Annotated in this window: 13 protein-coding genes; 7 read left to right on the top strand and 6 right to left on the bottom strand. The window is 71.8% G+C overall.

The features are described 5' to 3' along the window. Nucleotides 1-8 precede the first annotated feature (8 nt). Entirely contained in the window at nucleotides 9-611 is a 603-nt protein-coding gene (locus tag OG917_RS09655; RefSeq protein ID WP_328317151.1) for a hypothetical protein, read from the bottom strand. Nucleotides 612-704: 93 nt separating this feature from the next. On the opposite strand from OG917_RS09655, the gene npdG reads away from it, so the two are divergent. Together npdG and OG917_RS09645 are read left to right on the top strand one after the other, a co-directional pair. Next, nucleotides 705-1409, top strand: coding sequence for an NADPH-dependent F420 reductase (gene npdG, locus OG917_RS09650; RefSeq protein WP_328317150.1), 705 nt, complete (start codon nucleotides 705-707; stop codon nucleotides 1407-1409). A gap of 13 nt (nucleotides 1410-1422) precedes the next feature. Continuing rightward, entirely contained in the window at nucleotides 1423-1665 is a 243-nt protein-coding gene (locus OG917_RS09645) for a hypothetical protein (protein ID WP_443059066.1), read from the top strand. 44 nt (nucleotides 1666-1709) lie between these two features. Here the strand turns inward: OG917_RS09645 and OG917_RS09640 are convergent, their stop codons facing one another. Further along, nucleotides 1710-2513, bottom strand: coding sequence for a site-2 protease family protein (locus OG917_RS09640; protein ID WP_328317148.1), 804 nt, complete (start codon nucleotides 2511-2513; stop codon nucleotides 1710-1712). Nucleotides 2514-2698: 185 nt separating this feature from the next. On the opposite strand from OG917_RS09640, the gene OG917_RS09635 reads away from it, so the two are divergent. After that, a complete protein-coding gene (locus tag OG917_RS09635; protein ID WP_328317147.1) occupies nucleotides 2699-6028 on the top strand; it encodes an AfsR/SARP family transcriptional regulator in 3330 nt (1109 codons plus the stop codon). A 36-nt stretch (nucleotides 6029-6064) separates the two neighbouring features. Here OG917_RS09635 and OG917_RS09630 read toward each other — a convergent pair whose 3' ends face one another. The 3 genes from OG917_RS09630 to panB form a co-directional block, all read right to left on the bottom strand. Then, on the bottom strand, nucleotides 6065-6904 hold the full coding sequence (locus OG917_RS09630) for an ABC transporter permease (RefSeq protein ID WP_328317146.1): 840 nt from the start codon (nucleotides 6902-6904) through the stop codon (nucleotides 6065-6067). Continuing rightward, a complete protein-coding gene (locus OG917_RS09625) occupies nucleotides 6901-7929 on the bottom strand; it encodes an ATP-binding cassette domain-containing protein (protein WP_328317145.1) in 1029 nt (342 codons plus the stop codon). The genes OG917_RS09630 and OG917_RS09625 overlap by 4 nt, the downstream gene beginning before the upstream one ends. A gap of 126 nt (nucleotides 7930-8055) precedes the next feature. After that, the gene (gene panB, locus OG917_RS09620; protein WP_328317144.1) at nucleotides 8056-8970 is read right to left on the bottom strand and encodes a 3-methyl-2-oxobutanoate hydroxymethyltransferase; all 915 of its coding nucleotides are present in this window, start codon (nucleotides 8968-8970) and stop codon (nucleotides 8056-8058) included. Nucleotides 8971-9143: 173 nt separating this feature from the next. On the opposite strand from panB, the gene OG917_RS09615 reads away from it, so the two are divergent. From OG917_RS09615 to OG917_RS09600, 4 genes are all read left to right on the top strand, one after another. After that, nucleotides 9144-10754 (top strand): MFS transporter, encoded by a 1611-nt coding sequence (locus tag OG917_RS09615; protein ID WP_328317143.1) that lies wholly within the window; start codon nucleotides 9144-9146, stop codon nucleotides 10752-10754. Between the two features lie 25 nt (nucleotides 10755-10779). Continuing rightward, a complete protein-coding gene (locus OG917_RS09610; RefSeq protein WP_328317142.1) occupies nucleotides 10780-11415 on the top strand; it encodes a TetR/AcrR family transcriptional regulator in 636 nt (211 codons plus the stop codon). A gap of 153 nt (nucleotides 11416-11568) precedes the next feature. Next, entirely contained in the window at nucleotides 11569-12597 is a 1029-nt protein-coding gene (locus tag OG917_RS09605; protein ID WP_328317141.1) for an endonuclease/exonuclease/phosphatase family protein, read from the top strand. 235 nt (nucleotides 12598-12832) lie between these two features. Beyond that, nucleotides 12833-14056, top strand: coding sequence for an MFS transporter (locus OG917_RS09600; protein WP_328317140.1), 1224 nt, complete (start codon nucleotides 12833-12835; stop codon nucleotides 14054-14056). Here the strand turns inward: OG917_RS09600 and OG917_RS09595 are convergent. After that, nucleotides 14028-15779: an NAD+ synthase gene (locus tag OG917_RS09595; RefSeq protein WP_328317139.1), complete on the bottom strand. Its 1752-nt coding sequence runs from the start codon at nucleotides 15777-15779 to the stop codon at nucleotides 14028-14030. The genes OG917_RS09600 and OG917_RS09595 overlap by 29 nt on opposite strands. Nucleotides 15780-15932 lie beyond the last annotated feature (153 nt).

Below are 15932 nucleotides of genomic sequence, written 5' to 3'. Positions count from 1 at the left end.
CAAGTGGATTACCAGCGGCCCGGCGGCGGAGCGGTCAGCTGGTCGGCGAGGCGTGACAGCCGGTCGCGCAGCCGCCGTCCGCCGCGCCGCGCGGGCAGGGTGTTCTCCCCGGCGGCGGCGCTGACCAGGTGCTGCACGGTGTCGAGATCCACCTCGTCGGAGTCCGTCACGGTGAGTGCCTCGTGCGCGAGACCGCGCACATCGGGGTCCCCGCCGCCCAGCGCCAGTACCGTGGCTCCCGCCCGCCGAGCCCCGTGCACCCGCTCCAGGAGGGCCTCGCCCGGCAGCCCCGGCGCGACGACGAGCAGCGTCTCGCCCCGCCCGGCCGCCTCGATCCGCCCGAGGCCCACCGAGAGATGCGCGGGTTCGCCGCACCCGACCCGGTGCCGTACCAGCGTGGGCGCCAGCTCGGGCAGCCCCGACCAGGCGGCCTCGTCGACGAGGTGGGCCGCCAGGTGCCACGGCTCGTACCCCGCGGTCCCCACCAGGAGCAGCCCCCCGCCGTGCGGCACCACGGACGACCGGAGCACGGTCGCGAACCGGCGGGCGGCGCGCGGCCACTCGGTCCCGGCGAGCACGTCCCGGAGGAGTGCGACACGTACGGCGTCCATGTCCGGCATCCTGCCGCACCCGGCCGCCCGGCGTGGGCCGTTGGCCGCTCCTCATCCGTACGGGGGCCGGGTACCAGCGAGTAGGGTCGGGGCATGACTTCCACCGACAGTGCACAGCAGCCGGCTGCCCGGGATCCCTGGGACCTCCCCGACGTCTCCGACCTGGTCGTCGGCGTCCTCGGCGGGACCGGTGACCAGGGGCGCGGCCTCGCCTACCGGCTGGCCAGGGCGGGCCAGCGGGTGATCGTCGGATCGCGCGCCGAGGAGCGGGCACAGGCCGCGGCCGGAGAGCTCGGACACGGTGTCGAGGGCGCCGGGAACGCCGAGTGCGCCCGCCGCAGTGACGTCGTGATCGTGGCCGTGCCCTGGGACGGGCACGCCAAGACGCTGGAGTCACTGCGCGCGGAGCTGACCGGCAAGCTCGTCGTCGACTGCGTCAACCCGCTCGGCTTCGACAAGAAGGGCGCGTACGCCCTGAAGCCGGAGGAGGGCAGCGCTGCCGAGCAGGCCGCCGCCCTGCTGCCGGAGGCCCGGGTGACCGCGGCCTTCCACCATCTGTCGGCCGTCCTGCTCCAGGACCCGGAGATCGCCGAGATCGACACCGATGTGATGGTGCTGGGCGAGGAGCGCGCCGATGTGGAGATCGTGCAGGCGCTCGCCGGGCGGATCGCCGGGATGCGCGGGGTCTTCGCCGGGCGGCTGCGCAACGCCCACCAGGTCGAGTCGCTGGTCGCCAATCTGATCTCGGTCAACCGCCGCTACAAGGCCCACGCGGGCCTGCGCGTCACCGACGTGTGAGCCCGGCCGGGGCATAGGGGACACTGGGGGGCGAACGTTTTGCCCCCGGACAGGAGCCGCCCCCATGCCCCGCCTCGCTCTGTACGCCCTCGTCGTCTGCGCTCTCGCCGTGGCAGCGGCCGTGGTCTCCTTCGTCCAGGGCAGCTTCATCGGCATCGTCTGGATCCTGCTGGCGGGCCTGTCGTCGAACATGGCCTGGTTCTACCTGCGCCGCAGCCGCGCCGCGAAGGCGGCAGCCGTGCCCGCCGACCGCTGACCGGCCGCACCGGGACGGGGCCCGCCCGCCGGGAGTGCCCGCAGTTACCCGGCCGGGCAGAAGAACGCGTCGGGCTTGCCGTACCAGAAGCGGTAGAAGTTCTGCCCGCAGTACCTGTCCTGGCTGCTGACCCCGACACCGCGCAGGATCGTGTCGATCAGGTCGAAGAACGCGTGGTTCACCGACGGGATCCACAGCAGCGCGAAGACGGCGAGCATCCCCACCTGCCCGAAGGGCTCGACCTGGCGGCGGATGCTGTACGGCAGCCAGGGCTCGACCACGCCGTAGCCGTCGAGACCGGGCACCGGCAGGAAGTTCAGGATCGCCGCGGTGAACTGGAGCAGCGCGATGAAGCCCAGCGCGTAGCGGAACAGCGCCGGTACGCCGTCCAGTGCGTGCAGCCAGAACGGCGCCGTGCAGACGAACGCGAACAGGACGTTCGTCAGCGGCCCCGCCGCCGAGATCAGACTGTGCCGCCAGCGGCCCCTGATGCGGTTCCGCTCGATGAAGACCGCGCCGCCGGGCAGCCCGATCCCGCCCAGCACCAGGAAGACCAGCGGCAGCACGATGGAGAGCAACGCGTGCGTGTACTTCATCGGATTGAGGGTGAGATAGCCCTTCGCGCCGACCGAGATGTCACCGCTGTGCAGCGCGCTGCGGGCGTGCGCGTACTCGTGCAGGCAGAGCGACACCACCCACGCGGACGTCACGAAGAGGAACAGCGAGAACCCGGGCACCTTCGCGAAGTCGGCCCACACGGCCCAGCCGGTGACCGCCATGACGGCCACGATCCCCAGGAAGACCGGGCTGATCCGCCGTTCGCTGTGGCGGGTGGAGGCGGTGGTCATGGACGGAGCTCCTGAGACGTGGGGGCCGGGCGTCGTGAGCCCCGACCGTACAGGTGACACGCGGCAGACGTCTCGCGGTCGGGCAGGGGTACCGGGCAAGGTGGACGGATGACGGTATGGCAGGCGGTCCACGCGGACCGGGAGACCGGTCGGCTGACGTGCGCGCGGTAACGGACAATGGGCCCGTGCGCTACCGGATCCTCTCCACCACGCAGGCGCTCCGCCCCGACGGCACGGCCGTCGCCATCGGCGGGGCGCGGCTGCGTGCCCTGCTCACCGTGCTGGCGCTGCGCGCCGGGCGGACCGTCCCCGCCGCCGTCCTGGTCGCCGAGGTCTGGGACGGCGAACCGCCCGCCGACGCCACCGGCGCGCTCCAGGCGCTCGTGGCCCGCCTGCGGCGCGCCCTCGGGCACGCGGCTGTCGTCTCCGTGGACGGCGGATACCGGCTGTGCGCCGATCCGGACGATGTCGACCTGTACCGGTTCGAGCGGCTCGCGGGCGAGGGCGCGCGGGCCCTGGAGGAAGGGGACCCGGTCAAGGCCGCGGGTCTCCTCGACGACGCGCTGGCGCTGTGGCGGGGCATGGTCCTCGCCGACCTCCCCGACCGTACGGCGCCCGCGGCCCGCTGGGAGGCCCGCAGGCTGGAGGCGCGCCGGACCGCGCTCACCGCCGCACTCGCGCTCGGCCGCGCCGAGGCGACGCTCCCGGAGCTGGCCGCGCTCTGCGGCGACCACCCCATCGACGAACCGCTCCAGGCCCTCCGGATCCGGGCGCTGCGGGACGCGGGCCGCACGGCGGAGGCGCTCGCGGCGTACGAGGAGGTGCGGCGCGGCCTCGTCGAGCTCCTCGGCGCCGACCCCGGTCCCGAACTGCGCGCGCTGTACGTCCAGTTGCTGGCGCCCGCCGAGGACGCCGGAGGCCGGAAGGGGGAGGTCTCCCCGGCCGGCGGCTCCGCGGCTCCGCCGCAGGCCCCGGGCGGTGCCTCCGGGCGTGGACCGGGCAACCTGCGGGCCCGGCTGACCAGCTTCGTCGGGCGCGAGAGCGATATCGACGCCCTGAGCGGCGACCTCGCCGCTGCCCGTCTCGTCACGCTGCTCGGCCCCGGCGGGGCCGGGAAGACCCGGCTCTCGCAGGAGGTGGCGGAGGCCGCCGCAGGCGCCTGGCCCGACGGGGTGTGGCTGGTCGAACTGGCCCCGGTGGACGACCCGGAGACCGTGCCCGAAGCGGTCCTCGGTGCACTCGGCGCACGCCAGACCGTGCTGCGGGGCGCCGGCGCCGAGGAGATACGGGCCGCCGACCGGCACGCGGACGACCCCCTCGCCCGGCTGACCGAGCACTGTGCGGGGCGCCGGATGCTGCTCCTGCTCGACAACTGCGAGCACGTCGTCGCGGCAGCAGCCACCCTCGCCGGTGAACTGCTCGCCCACTGCCCCGGGTTGACGATCCTCGCCACCAGCAGGGAGCCGCTCGGGGTGCCCGGCGAAGTCGTACGCCCGCTGGAGCCGCTGCCCCAGCCGTCCGCGCTGCGGCTTTTCGCCGAGCGGGGGAGGGCCGTCAGACCGGGCTTCCGGACCGACGACGACCCGGCGGCCGCCGGCGAGATCTGCCGCCGCCTCGACGGACTGCCGCTCGCCATCGAACTCGCCGCGGCCCGGCTGCGGATGCTCTCGCCGCGCCAGATCGCCGACCGCCTCGACGACCGGTTCCGGCTGCTGACCGGCGGCGCCCGGACCACCCTGCCGCGCCAGCAGACCCTGCGCGCGGTCGTCGACTGGTCCTGGGACCTGCTGGACGAGCCGGAGCGCACCGTACTGCGCAGGCTCTCCGTCTTCGCCGGGGGCTGCGGGCTCACTGCGGTGGAGGCGGTGTGCGGGGCCGACGCACTGGACGTACTGGGCTCGCTGGTCGACAAGTCCCTGGTGGTGGCGGTCCCTTCGGGTGAGGGCGAGATGCGCTACCGGCTCCTCGAAACCGTCGGCGAGTACGCGGCCGAGCGGCTGGACGAGGCGGGGGACCGCTCCGACGCGGAACACCGTCATCTGGTGCACTACCGGGAGCTGGCCCGGCTGACCGACCCCGAGCTGCGTGGCCACGGGCAGCTCGCGGCGATCGACCTGCTCGTGCGCGAGTACGAGAACGTGCGCACCGCACTGCGCCGGGCGGTCGCCGCGGGAGACGAGCAGGAGGCGCTGATCCTGGTGCACGCTCTCGCCTGGTTCTGGCAGATGCGCGATCTGCGCAGCGACGCACGGCACTGGTCCCAGGCGACCGCGGAGATGGGCGCCGACCCGTTCGAGCCGCCGGTGGCGAAGGCCCCGCCGCTGTACGCGCGGTGCACGGACGCCCCGCCTCCGATGAGCCCCGAACTGCTCGAAGAGGCGCGGCGCGGGGTGCGGCTGATCCACCTGTCCTCCGCCGACCACGACTTCGACGACTGGACCACACCGGCCAACCAGGAGCGCCTCGGCCGGGTGGTGGCGGCCTACGGACCGGGGCTGCCCCAGACCTGCCGGTCCCCGGCCTCGCTCTGGTTCTTCGCGATCATGCTCACCGGCGCCCCGGGTGACCTGCGGGAGGTGCTCGACGAGACGGTGCGGGCCTGCCGGGACTTCGGATACGAGTGGGAGCTGGCATCCGCCCTGCAGATGCGGGCCAACATCCTGGCCAACCGGGGCGACTGGGCGGGCGACGCGACCAGGGACGCCGAGGAGGCCCTGGAGATCTTCATCCGGCTCGGCGACGCCTGGGGCGCCGCCGAGGCGCTCTCGGCGCGCGGCGAGGCGCGCGAGCGCCGAGGTGACTTCCTGCCCGCCGGTGAGGACTACCGGATGGCGTTCGGCTACGCCGAGCGGCTGGGTGCCCGGACCCAGGTCGCGGTGTTGCGGTCCCGGTACGCCGGGGTGCTGATGGAAGCCGGCCGGGGCGAAGAGGGCGAGGCGATCCTGCGGCAGATCCTGGCGGAGGAGAACGGGCCCGACGTCGGTCACGAGGTCTGGCCGATGGCCCGGATGTTCCTCGCCACCTGGCTGGGCCGCTCCGGCCGTACGGCCGAGGCGCGGGTCGAACTCGGCCTGCTGCAGGAGAAGTTCAGGGCGGGCCCGCTCGCTGTCTTCGATGGCATCCTGCTCGGTCTGACGGCCTGGGTGGACATCGAGGAGGGCCTGTACGCGGAGGGCCGTGCGAAGGCGTGGCAGGCGCTGCGCAGGACCCATGACCCGCTGTCGCAGATGGTGGCCCCGCAGATGCCCGCCACCCATCTGGTGACGTACGCGTGGGCGCTGGCGGCTCCCGGCGTACCGGAGGCCGCCCGGGACGCGGTGAGACTGCTGGCCGCGTCCGACAGGCAGCTGCCGCCGGGCCACTTCAGCGCGGCCATGGAGCGCGCCAACCGGGAGAAGGCCGAGTCGGCCGCCCGCGCTGTCCTCGGGGACAGCGACTACGACAGCGCGTACGCCGAGGGCGGCGGCCTCACCCCGGAGGAGGCCACCGCCCTGGTGGAGCGACGCGAACGCTGAACGGGACCGCCGGGCCTGCCGGACCCGGCAGCCCGGTCAGGTCTTCTTGCGGAACTTCCGGATCGCCAGCGGAGCCGTGAGCGCGGTGATCGCCACCGACCAGCCGAGCGTCATCAGTACGGAGTGGGCGACGGGGCCGCCGTTCACCAGGCTCCGTGCCGCGTCCGCGAGGTTGGAGAGCGGGTTGTAGTCGGTGAACGCCTGGAGCCAGCCGGGCATCGTGGTGGGCGGGGCGAAGATCGACGAGCCGAACTGCAGCGGCATCAGGACCAGCATGGCCATCCCCTGGACGGCCTGCACCGTCTTCATGGTCAGTCCGAGCAGAATGAAGATCCACATCAGCGAGGCGCCGAACACCAGCGAGAGGCCGATCGCCGCGAAGAGCGAGAGCACCGACGTGTGGATGGTGAGACCCAGGATGAAGCCCACGGTCAGGAGGATCGTGATGGCGACCAGCATCCGGCCGATCTCCACGACGATCTTCGCGATGAGGACGGACGACCGGGCGATGGGCATACTGCGGAACCGGTCCATCACCCCCTTCTTGAAGTCCTCGTTGACCCCGGTGCCGACGGCCATGGCGATGTTCATGCCCATCATCGCCATCAGGCCCGGCACGACGTAGTCGACGTACTGCGTCTGGTTGCCCTTGCCCGCGATGGCGCCGCCGAAGACGAACACGAACAGCAGGGTGAAGACGATCGGCATCAGCAGGACGTCGAACATCGACTCCGGATCGGCCTTGATCTGCAGCGCGTTGCGGCGGGCCAGCGCTCCGATGTGCCGGAGGTTGCCCCGCAGCCCGATCCGCCCCTCGGCGGCCGCGGCCGCGGGCGGCACCGTGGGTGCCTGCTTCTCGATCGTTGCGGTGCTCATACCGCGGCCTCCTGAACCTGGGCTGTGACTGCGCCGGACCCGTCCTGGACCGTGGGCTTCTGACCGGTGATGGCCAGGAACACCTCGTCCAGGCTGGGCAGATGGGTGCCGATGTCGGCGATACCGAAGCCGCGCGAGGCCAGCAGGCCGACCACCGCGGTCAGCTGCTCGTCGCTGAGGATCGGTACGTTGAGCAGGCCCTCGTCGGGCACCGCCTGCGAGCCCGCGACGCCGTCGAGACCGGCCTCGGCCAGGGCACGGGCCATGGCCGGCAGCTGTCCGGGGTCGCTCGGCCGGATCTGGAGGGTACGGCCGCCGACCTTCGCCTTGAGCTCGTTCACCTTGCCGTTGGCGATGACCTTGCCCTTGTCGATGACCGCCAGCTCGTTGGCGAGCTGCTCGGCCTCCTCCATGTACTGGGTGGTGATGAGCACCGTCGCCCCCTCCGCGACCATCCTCTGCACCTCGTCCCAGACCTCGTTGCGGGTACGGGGGTCGAGACCGGTCGTCGGCTCGTCGAGGAAGAGCACCGACGGTCTGCCGATCATCGAAGCGGCCAGGTCGAGCCTGCGGCGCATCCCGCCCGAGTAGTTCATCGCGGCCTTCTTGGCCGCCTCGGTCAGCGAGAACCGCTCAAGGAGCTCGTCCGCGCGGCTCCTGGCGTCCTTGCGGGGCAGGTCGAGGAGCCTGCCGATCATGTAGAGGTTCTCCCAGCCGGAGAGCTTCTCGTCGACCGAGGCGTACTGCCCGGTGAGACCGATGACCCGGCGCAGCTGGCGGGGCTGGGACAGGACGTCGTAGCCCGCCACGACGGCACTGCCCGAGTCGGGCTGCAGCAGGGTGGAGAGGACCCGTACGAGGGTGGTCTTGCCGGCGCCGTTGGGCCCGAGCACACCGAGGACGGTGCCCTCCCGGACATCCAGGTCCACGCCGTCCAGGGCCTTGGTCTCCCCGTAATGCTTCACCAGCCCCCGCACCTGTACGGCGGGTCCGCCGTTCCCGGGGTTCTTGTCGATTCGCGTCATGCCGACTATCAGACCAGCCGCCACTGACAAGTCACCGACAGAATGCCGACAGCCCGCCGATGGGGGATGTCGGCGGGCCGTCGGGCCGTGCGGCAGTGGCCTGGGGGAGCCGGCCGGGGCCGGGACTCAGTGGAAGGTGTGCTGCTCCTGGGGGAACGTCCCGCCGACGACCTCGTCGGCGAACTCCTTCGCCGCGTCGCCGAGCGTCCGGCGGAGGTCCGCGTACTGCTTGGTGAAGCGCGGCACCTTGCCGCCCGTCAGACCGACCATGTCGGTGTAGACGAGCACCTGGGCGTCGCACTCGGGCCCGGCGCCGATACCGACGGTGGGGATGTGCAGGATGCGTGTGACCTCGGCGGCCAGCTCCGCGGGTACCAGCTCCAGGACGACCGCGAACGCGCCCGCGTCCTGTACGGCCTTGGCGTCGCGCAGCAGCTGCTGCGCCGCCTCCTCGCCGCGGCCCTGAACCCGGTAGCCCATCGAGTTGACGGACTGCGGGGTCAGCCCGATGTGCCCCATGACGGGGATGCCGGACTCCACCAGCAGCTGGATCTGCTGGTGCGAGCGCTCGCCGCCCTCCAGCTTCACGGCGCCCACGCCCGCGTCCTTGACCAGGCGCATGGCGCTGCGCAGCGCCTGGACCGGGCCTTCCTGGTAGGTACCGAAGGGCAGATCGGCGACGATCAGGGCGCGTGAGGTGCCCCGCACGACGGCGGCGGAGAGCATCGTCATCTCGTCGAGGGTGACCGGGACCGTGGTGTCGTACCCGAGGTGGCAGTTGCCCATCGAGTCACCGACGAGCATCACCGGGATACCCGCCTCGTCGAAGACGGAGGCCGTCATCGCGTCGTACGCGGTGAGCATGGGCCACTTCTCGCCGCGCTCCTTGGCCCCGCCGATGTCATGGACGGTGATGCGCCTGCTGCTGCGCCCGCCGTACAGCGCCTTGCTGCTGTCGGCAGGCGTCCCGGCGGATGGGGACCGCCCGGCTGTGGGGGCACCGGCTGCGGGGGTGTCGTGAGGGTTCAACGCGCGCGTCATCGCAACGCTCCTGTTCGTCATCTCGAGGCGCCCTGACGGCGTCCCCGGACCGCCTCCATGGTCGCACTGCACCGCCACCGCGCGGAAGTGGGCTCCGCGTCCGCGCTGGGATGCCGGGTAAAATCTTTTCGATACGAGACGGTGCCGTATCGAAATTGCTCTACGGTGTCCGCATGACCAACTCCACGGGGCCCGTCGCGGCGCCCCGCATACCCGAATCCGTGCACCGGCGCCGGTGGGCGATCCTGGCCGCGCTGATGCTGAGCCTGCTGATCGTGGTGCTCGACAACTCCATCCTCAATGTGGCGGTCAAGACGATCGCGGCCCCCGCGCCCAGCGGGCTCGGCGCCACCCAGAGCCAGCTCGAATGGGCGATCAACGCCTACACGCTGGTCTTCGCGGGGCTGCTCTTCACCGCGGGCCTCCTCGGCGACCGCATCGGCCGCAAGAAGGTCCTGCTCTTCGGGCTCGCGGTCTTCGGGATCGGCTCGGTGCTCGCCGCCATCTCCTCCTCGCCCGCCGAACTCATCGCGTTCCGGGCCGTGATGGGCCTCGGCGGGGCCTTCGTGATGCCCGCCACCCTCGCCGTCCTGATGAACGTCTTCGAGCGCGATGAGCAGCCCAAGGCCATCGGCATCTGGGCGGGCGGCGTCGGTCTCGCCATCGCCATCGGCCCCATCACCGGCGGCGTGCTCCTCGAACACTTCTGGTGGGGCTCGGTGTTCCTGGTCAACGTCCCGGTGGTGGTCGTCGCGCTGATCGCGATGGTGCTGCTGGTCCCCGACTCCAGGGACCCCAGCCCCGGCCACACCGACCCGGTGGGCGTGAGTCTCTCCGTCGTCGGTCTGGTCCTGCTGGTGTACGGGATCATCCGCGGCGGCGAACTGGCCGACTTCACGGCGCCGTCCGTGCTGCTGACCACGCTCGGTGGCGTCGCCGTGCTGATCGGCTTCGTGGTGTACGAGAAGCGCAGCAGTCACCCGGCGATCGACGTCACCTACTTCAAGAACCCGGCGTTCTCGGCGGCGGTCGCCGCCATCGCGCTGGTGTTCTTCGCGCTGATGGGCGTCACCTTCTTCTCCGCGTTCTACATGCAGAGCGTTCGCGGCTACAGCGCGCTGGAATCCGGCGTCCTGCTGCTCCCGCTGGCCGCGGCCCAGATGATCTTCTCGCCGCGGGCCAGGCTCGTCGTCGAGCGGTTCGGCGCCCGCGCGGTCTGCACGTCCGGCATGGTGCTGGTCGCCGCCGGGCTCGGCTGCTTCGCGTTCTTCGGGACCGGTACGCCCATCTGGGTGATGGAGGTCGTCTTCTTCGTCATGGGCACGGGAATGGCGCACATCATGCCGCCCGTCACCGTCTCGATCATGCAGTCGCTGCCCCGCGAGAAGGCCGGTTCCGGTTCGGCGATCAACAACACCTTCCGGCAGGTGGGCGGGGCGCTCGGGGTCGCCGTCCTGGGGTCGGTGCTCTCCGCCTCGTACCGGGGCGACATCGAGGGACACCTCGGCGCGGTCCCGCCCGGCGCGCGCAAGGCGGCGGGGGAGTCGATCGAGGCCACCCTGGGCATCGCCGAGAAGCTCGGTCCCGCCGGACGGGTCCTGGCGAGCCAGGCCGATACGGCGTTCCTGCACGCCATGCATGTGACGGCCCTCGGCTCGGCCGGGGTCGCGCTGCTCGGCGCCGTCGTGGTGGTGGCCTTCCTGCCCGGCCGTCCGGAGAGCGGTGGCGCGCCCGGAGGGGCGGCGGAGGCGGCGCCCGCGTCGGCGACAATCGGTACGGACTGAACGGACAGTGAGAGGCGGAGCGGGCGTGCCCCCGACGGAACAGCAGAACAGGCCGTCCGAGCAGCGGCGCGGTCGGCCGCGCTCGGAGGCGGTCGAACGGTCGATCGTCGAGGCCGTCGTGAAGCTGCTGGAGGAGGGCGCCTCGCTCACCGAGGTGTCGATCGAGCGCGTCGCCCGCACGGCGGGGGTCGGCAAGGCGACCATCTACCGCCGCTGGAAGGGCAAGGAAGAGCTCTTCATCGATGTGCTCAAGGACATCGAGCCCGCCGGCCCTGAGCTGCCGGGCACATCGGTGCGCGACGATCTGATCGCGATGCTCGAATCGCTGCGCCTGCGGGGCCTCGCCAAGCGCTCGTCGGCGCTGCTGTACAACGTCTTCGCCCAGATGCAGCACTATCCCGAGCTCTGGCGCGCCTACCACGACACGGTCGTCGAGGCCCGGCGCCGGACGGGCGCGGAGATCGTGCGCCGGGGGATCGCGGCCGGCGAGATCCGCTCCGACCTGGCGCCGGACCTGGTCAACGACCTCTTCGTGGGGCCGATGCTGCTGCGCACCGTGCTCCGCCCCGACGCACCCCTCGACGACGACCTCGCCGCACGGGTGGTGGACGCGCTCCTGGAGGGGCTCGCACCGCGTCCGGGCCGGGACCTGGACGGCTGAGCTCTGCGTGTTGCGTCACAGCCGGAACTCCGTACGGTACTTGCCACGTCCTCGTGACAGTACGGCCGTGTCAGCACGGCGCGGAAAGTGCCGGAGCATCGCCTAGGGTCAAGGGCGGTACGGCGTGCACGGCAAGGCAGCGAGGGCAACGGTATGGCGCAGGCGCACTTCACGGACGCGGAACACGGCAGCGCGGAGCCCGGGCGTCCCGAATCCGGCGACAGGCGCCTCTTCGGCGGGCACTGGCGGGGCGACCGCGGGATCTGGCGCCGCGGCATCGTCCTCGCCTGTTTCGCCGTACTGCTCACGCTGACGATGCTCTTCCACTCCCGGATCCCCAACACCGTCGGCAACCTCGGCAGCCTCACCGAGACGTTCCTGCCGTGGTTCGGCGTGGTCGGCATCCCGGTCCTGCTCGTCCTCGCCCTGCTGCGCCGCTCGGCCACGGCGCTGGTCGTCCTGCTGCTGCCCGTCATCGTCTGGCTGAACACCTTCGGCGGGCTGATCAGCGACAAGTCGGCGTCCGGCGGCGATCTGGTGGTCGCCACCCACAACGTGAACGCGGCCAACCCCGACCCGGTGGGCACAGCCAGGAAGGTCGCGGCGTCCGGCGCCGACGTAGTCGCCCTGGAGGAACTGGCCGCGGGCAAGGTCTCGGCCTACACGACCGCTCTCGCCTCCGCCTACCCGTACCACGCGGTGGAGGGCACGGTCGGGCTCTGGAGCAAGTACCCGATGAGCGACACCCGGCCCGTCAACATAAGGCTCGGCTGGGTGCGCGCGATGCGGTCCACGATCGCCACCCCGAAGGGCAAGGCCGCCGTGTACGTCGCCCACTTGCCCTCGGTGCGCGTGAAGCTCGATGCCGGGTTCACCGCCTCGCAGCGCGACGAGAGCGCGGACGCGCTGGGTGCGGCCATCAGGAAGGAGCCGCTGCACGACGTGGTGCTCCTCGGCGACCTCAACGGGACGATGAACGACCGTTCGCTGAACGCCGTGACCGCGCAGATGCGCTCCACCCAGGGCGCCGCGGGCAACGGCTTCGGCTTCAGCTGGCCGGCGCGCTTCCCGATGGCGCGGATCGACCAGATCATGGTCAAGGGCGCCGATCCGGTCTCCTCCTGGACGCTGCCCGATACCGGCAGCGACCATCTGCCGATCGCGGCCCGCATCAGGCTCTGAACCACCCCGGCCGCCCGGGGCCGGGCAGCCGGCACGGGCCGGTCACGGGGCCGCGAGAGCGTGAGTCCGGGAACAACGGGCTGCCGGAAGAGATACGCGTCACGTAACGGCGCGTTCACCTGCCGGAACAACGGAGCGGCGAGACTTTGTTCAGCAGGAGAACTTAAGCTGGTTCCTCTGTGCACCGCCGCACCGTCCCCCGCGTTCCCGCTCTCGTAAGAGAAGGTCTTCCTCCATGCCCCTGGCCCTGCTCGCGCTGGCCATCTCCGCGTTCGGCATCGGCACCACCGAGTTCGTGATGATGGGCCTGCTCCCCAACGTCGCCGACAACCTGGGCACCTCAGTGCCCACCGCGGGTTACCTCGTCTCCGCCTACGCGATCGGCGTCGTGGTCGGCGCTCCGCTGCTCACCGCGCTCGGCTCCCGCATCCCGCGCAAGCGGATGCTGCTGCTCCTGATGGCCCTGTTCACCGTCGGCAACCTGGCATCCGCCTTCGCGCCCGGCTTCGGCTGGCTGCTCGCCGGGCGCGTGCTCGCCGGGCTGCCGCACGGCGCCTTCTTCGGTGTCGGCGCGGTCGTCGCCTCGGGGCTGGTCGAGGAGGGCAGGCGCGGACGCGCCGTCGCCACCATGTTCCTCGGCCTGACCATCGCCAACATCGTCGGCGTACCCGCAGCGACCCTGCTCGGGCAGCACCTCGGGTGGCGCGCCACGTTCGTCGTGGTCGGCGTGATCGGGCTGGTGGCGCTGGCCGCGCTGGCCAGGCTCGTCCCGTACGTCCCCGTCGACGCGCGGCAGGGGCTGCGCCACGAGATGCGCGCCCTCGGCAACCGCCAGGTGCTCCTCGGGCTGCTCACCGCGGTCTTCGGCTTCGCCGGGGTCTTCGCCGTCTACAGCTACCTCGCCTCGATCACCACCGAGGTCATGGGCTTCTCCGAGTCCTCGGTGACCCTGGTGCTCGCGCTCTTCGGCATCGGGATGACGCTGGGCGCGCTGGCCGCGGGGCCACTGAGCGACCGCGCGCTGCGCCCCACGGTGTACGGCTCACTGGGCGCGCTCGCCCTCGTACTGGTCGCGTTCGACTTCACGGTCCACGTGAAGTGGGCCGCGCTGGTCAGCGTGGTGCTCCTGGGCGCGGTCGGTTTCATGACCACGACCCCGCTGCAGATGCTGGTGATGCAGAAGGCCAGCTCGGCGCCGACGCTGGCTTCGGCCTCCAACCACTCCGCGTTCAACCTGGCGAACGCCGGTGGCGCCTGGCTCGGCGGGGTCGCCATCTCGGCGGGCTGGGGCTGGATGTCACCGACGCTGGTGGGCGCCGGGCTCGCCGTGATCGGCCTCGCCATCGCGGTGACCGCGGGGCTGCTCGACCGCGGTACGCCGAAGGAGGCCTCCCGCGTGATCGCGGAAGGCCCCCGTACGGAGCGTGCGCTCAGCTCTTCTCGCGCCAGCGGTTCGTGATCGGCAGCCGCCGGTCCTTGCCGAACCCCTTCGCGGAGATCTTGGTGCCCGGCGGGTACTGGCGCCGCTTGTACTCCGCGGTGTCCACCATCCGGAGCGTCTTCGCCACCAGCTCCGGGTCGAACCCGGCCGCGACGATGGAGTCGAGGCCCTGGTCGGCGTCGACGTACCGCGCCAGGATCGCGTCGAGCACCTCGTAGTCCGGCAGCGAGTCGGTGTCGACCTGTCCGGGACGCAGCTCGGCGCTGGGCGGCTTGGAGATCGAGTTCTCCGGGATCGGCGGGGTCTGGCCCCGCTCGGCCGCCGCCCGGTTGCGCCACTCGGCGAGCCGGAAGACGGAGGTCTTGTAGACGTCCTTGATCGGCCCGTAGGCGCCGACCGAGTCGCCGTACAGGGTCGAGTACCCGACGGCCAGCTCGGACTTGTTGCCCGGCGCGAGCACGATCTGGCCCTCCTGGTTGGAGATGGCCATCAGGGTGGTGCCGCGCAGCCGCGACTGGAGGTTCTCCTCGGCCAGGCCGGTGAGCGAGAGCGACTCCATGTACGCGTCGAACATCGGCGCGATCTCCACGGTCCGGTAGTTGAGCCCGGTACGCCGGGCCAGCTCGGCCGCGTCGCCGCGTGAGTGGTCCGAGGAGTACTTGGACGGCATCGAGACGCCGTACACGTTCTTCGCGCCGAGCGCGTCACAGGCGATGGCCGCCACGAGCGCGGAGTCGATACCGCCGGAGAGCCCGATGAGCACCGAGGAGAAGCCGTTCTTCGCGGCGTACGCCCGCAGGCCCACGACCAGCGCGGTGTAGAGCTCCTCGTCGTCGTCCAGCCGGTCCGCGTAGCCGCCGGGCAGCTCGGCCTCGTACGCCGGGACCGGCTCGGTGGAGAGCGTGACGTGCTCGATGCGCAGACCGTCGGCGACCACGCCGGAGGGGACCTTGCCCGCGGCCGGCAGCTCCAGGTCGACCACCACACAGCCCTCGGTGAACTGCGGCGCCCGTGCGACGACTTCACCGTCCTTGTCGACCACGATCGAGTCGCCGTCGTAGACCAGCTCGTCCTGGCCGCCGGTCATCGCGACGTACGCGGTGGTGCAGCCGGCCTCCCGGGCCCGCTTGCGGACCAGCTCAAGACGCTGGTCGTCCTTCTTCAGCTCGTAGGGCGAGGCGTTGATCGAGAGCAGCAGCCCGGCCCCCGCGGACCGCGTCGCGGGCACCCGGCCGCCGTCCTGCCAGAGGTCCTCGCAGATCGCGAGCGCGACGTCGACACCGCGCACCCGGATCACGGGGAGGGTCTCGCCCGGGACGAAGTAGCGGAACTCGTCGAAGACGCCGTAGTTCGGCAGGTGGTGTTTGGAGAAGGTGAGCGCGACCTCCCCGCGGTGCAGCACGGCCCCGGCGTCCCGCGGGGCGCCGGCGGGCTGCCCGTAGCGGGGCTGGGCCTGCTCCGTGCGGTCGAGGTAGCCGACGACGACGGGCACGTCCCCGAACCCTTCGGAGTCGAGCCGGGCGGCGAGCGCCCGCAGTGCGGCCCGGGAGGCGTCGACGAAGGACGACCGCAGGGCCAGGTCCTCGACGGGGTAACCGGTCAGCATCATCTCGGGGAACGCCACCAGATGGGCGCCCTGCTCGATGGAGCGCCGGGTCCAGTGGACGACGGCCTCGGCGTTGCCGGCGAGGTCACCGACGGTCGAGTCGATCTGATTCAGTGCGAGGCGTAGTTGAGGCACGGGGCCAGTCTAATCGTCTCTCTGACGCGATGTCCTGTCGGGAGGATGCGCGGTATGTCACTGCGAAGCCGCCCCGCCCCCACCCGCGATACGGGTTCCAGGGAGCGGGGCGGCGGATGCGGTCACTGCGTGCGACCACGGGTGAGCGCAGTG

It is taken from the genome of Streptomyces sp. NBC_00388 (assembly GCF_036061255.1).
GTDB lineage: Bacteria > Actinomycetota > Actinomycetes > Streptomycetales > Streptomycetaceae > Streptomyces.
The sequence above is the reverse complement of the archived record's forward strand: the minus strand, read 5'-3'. Positions and strand labels throughout refer to the sequence as shown.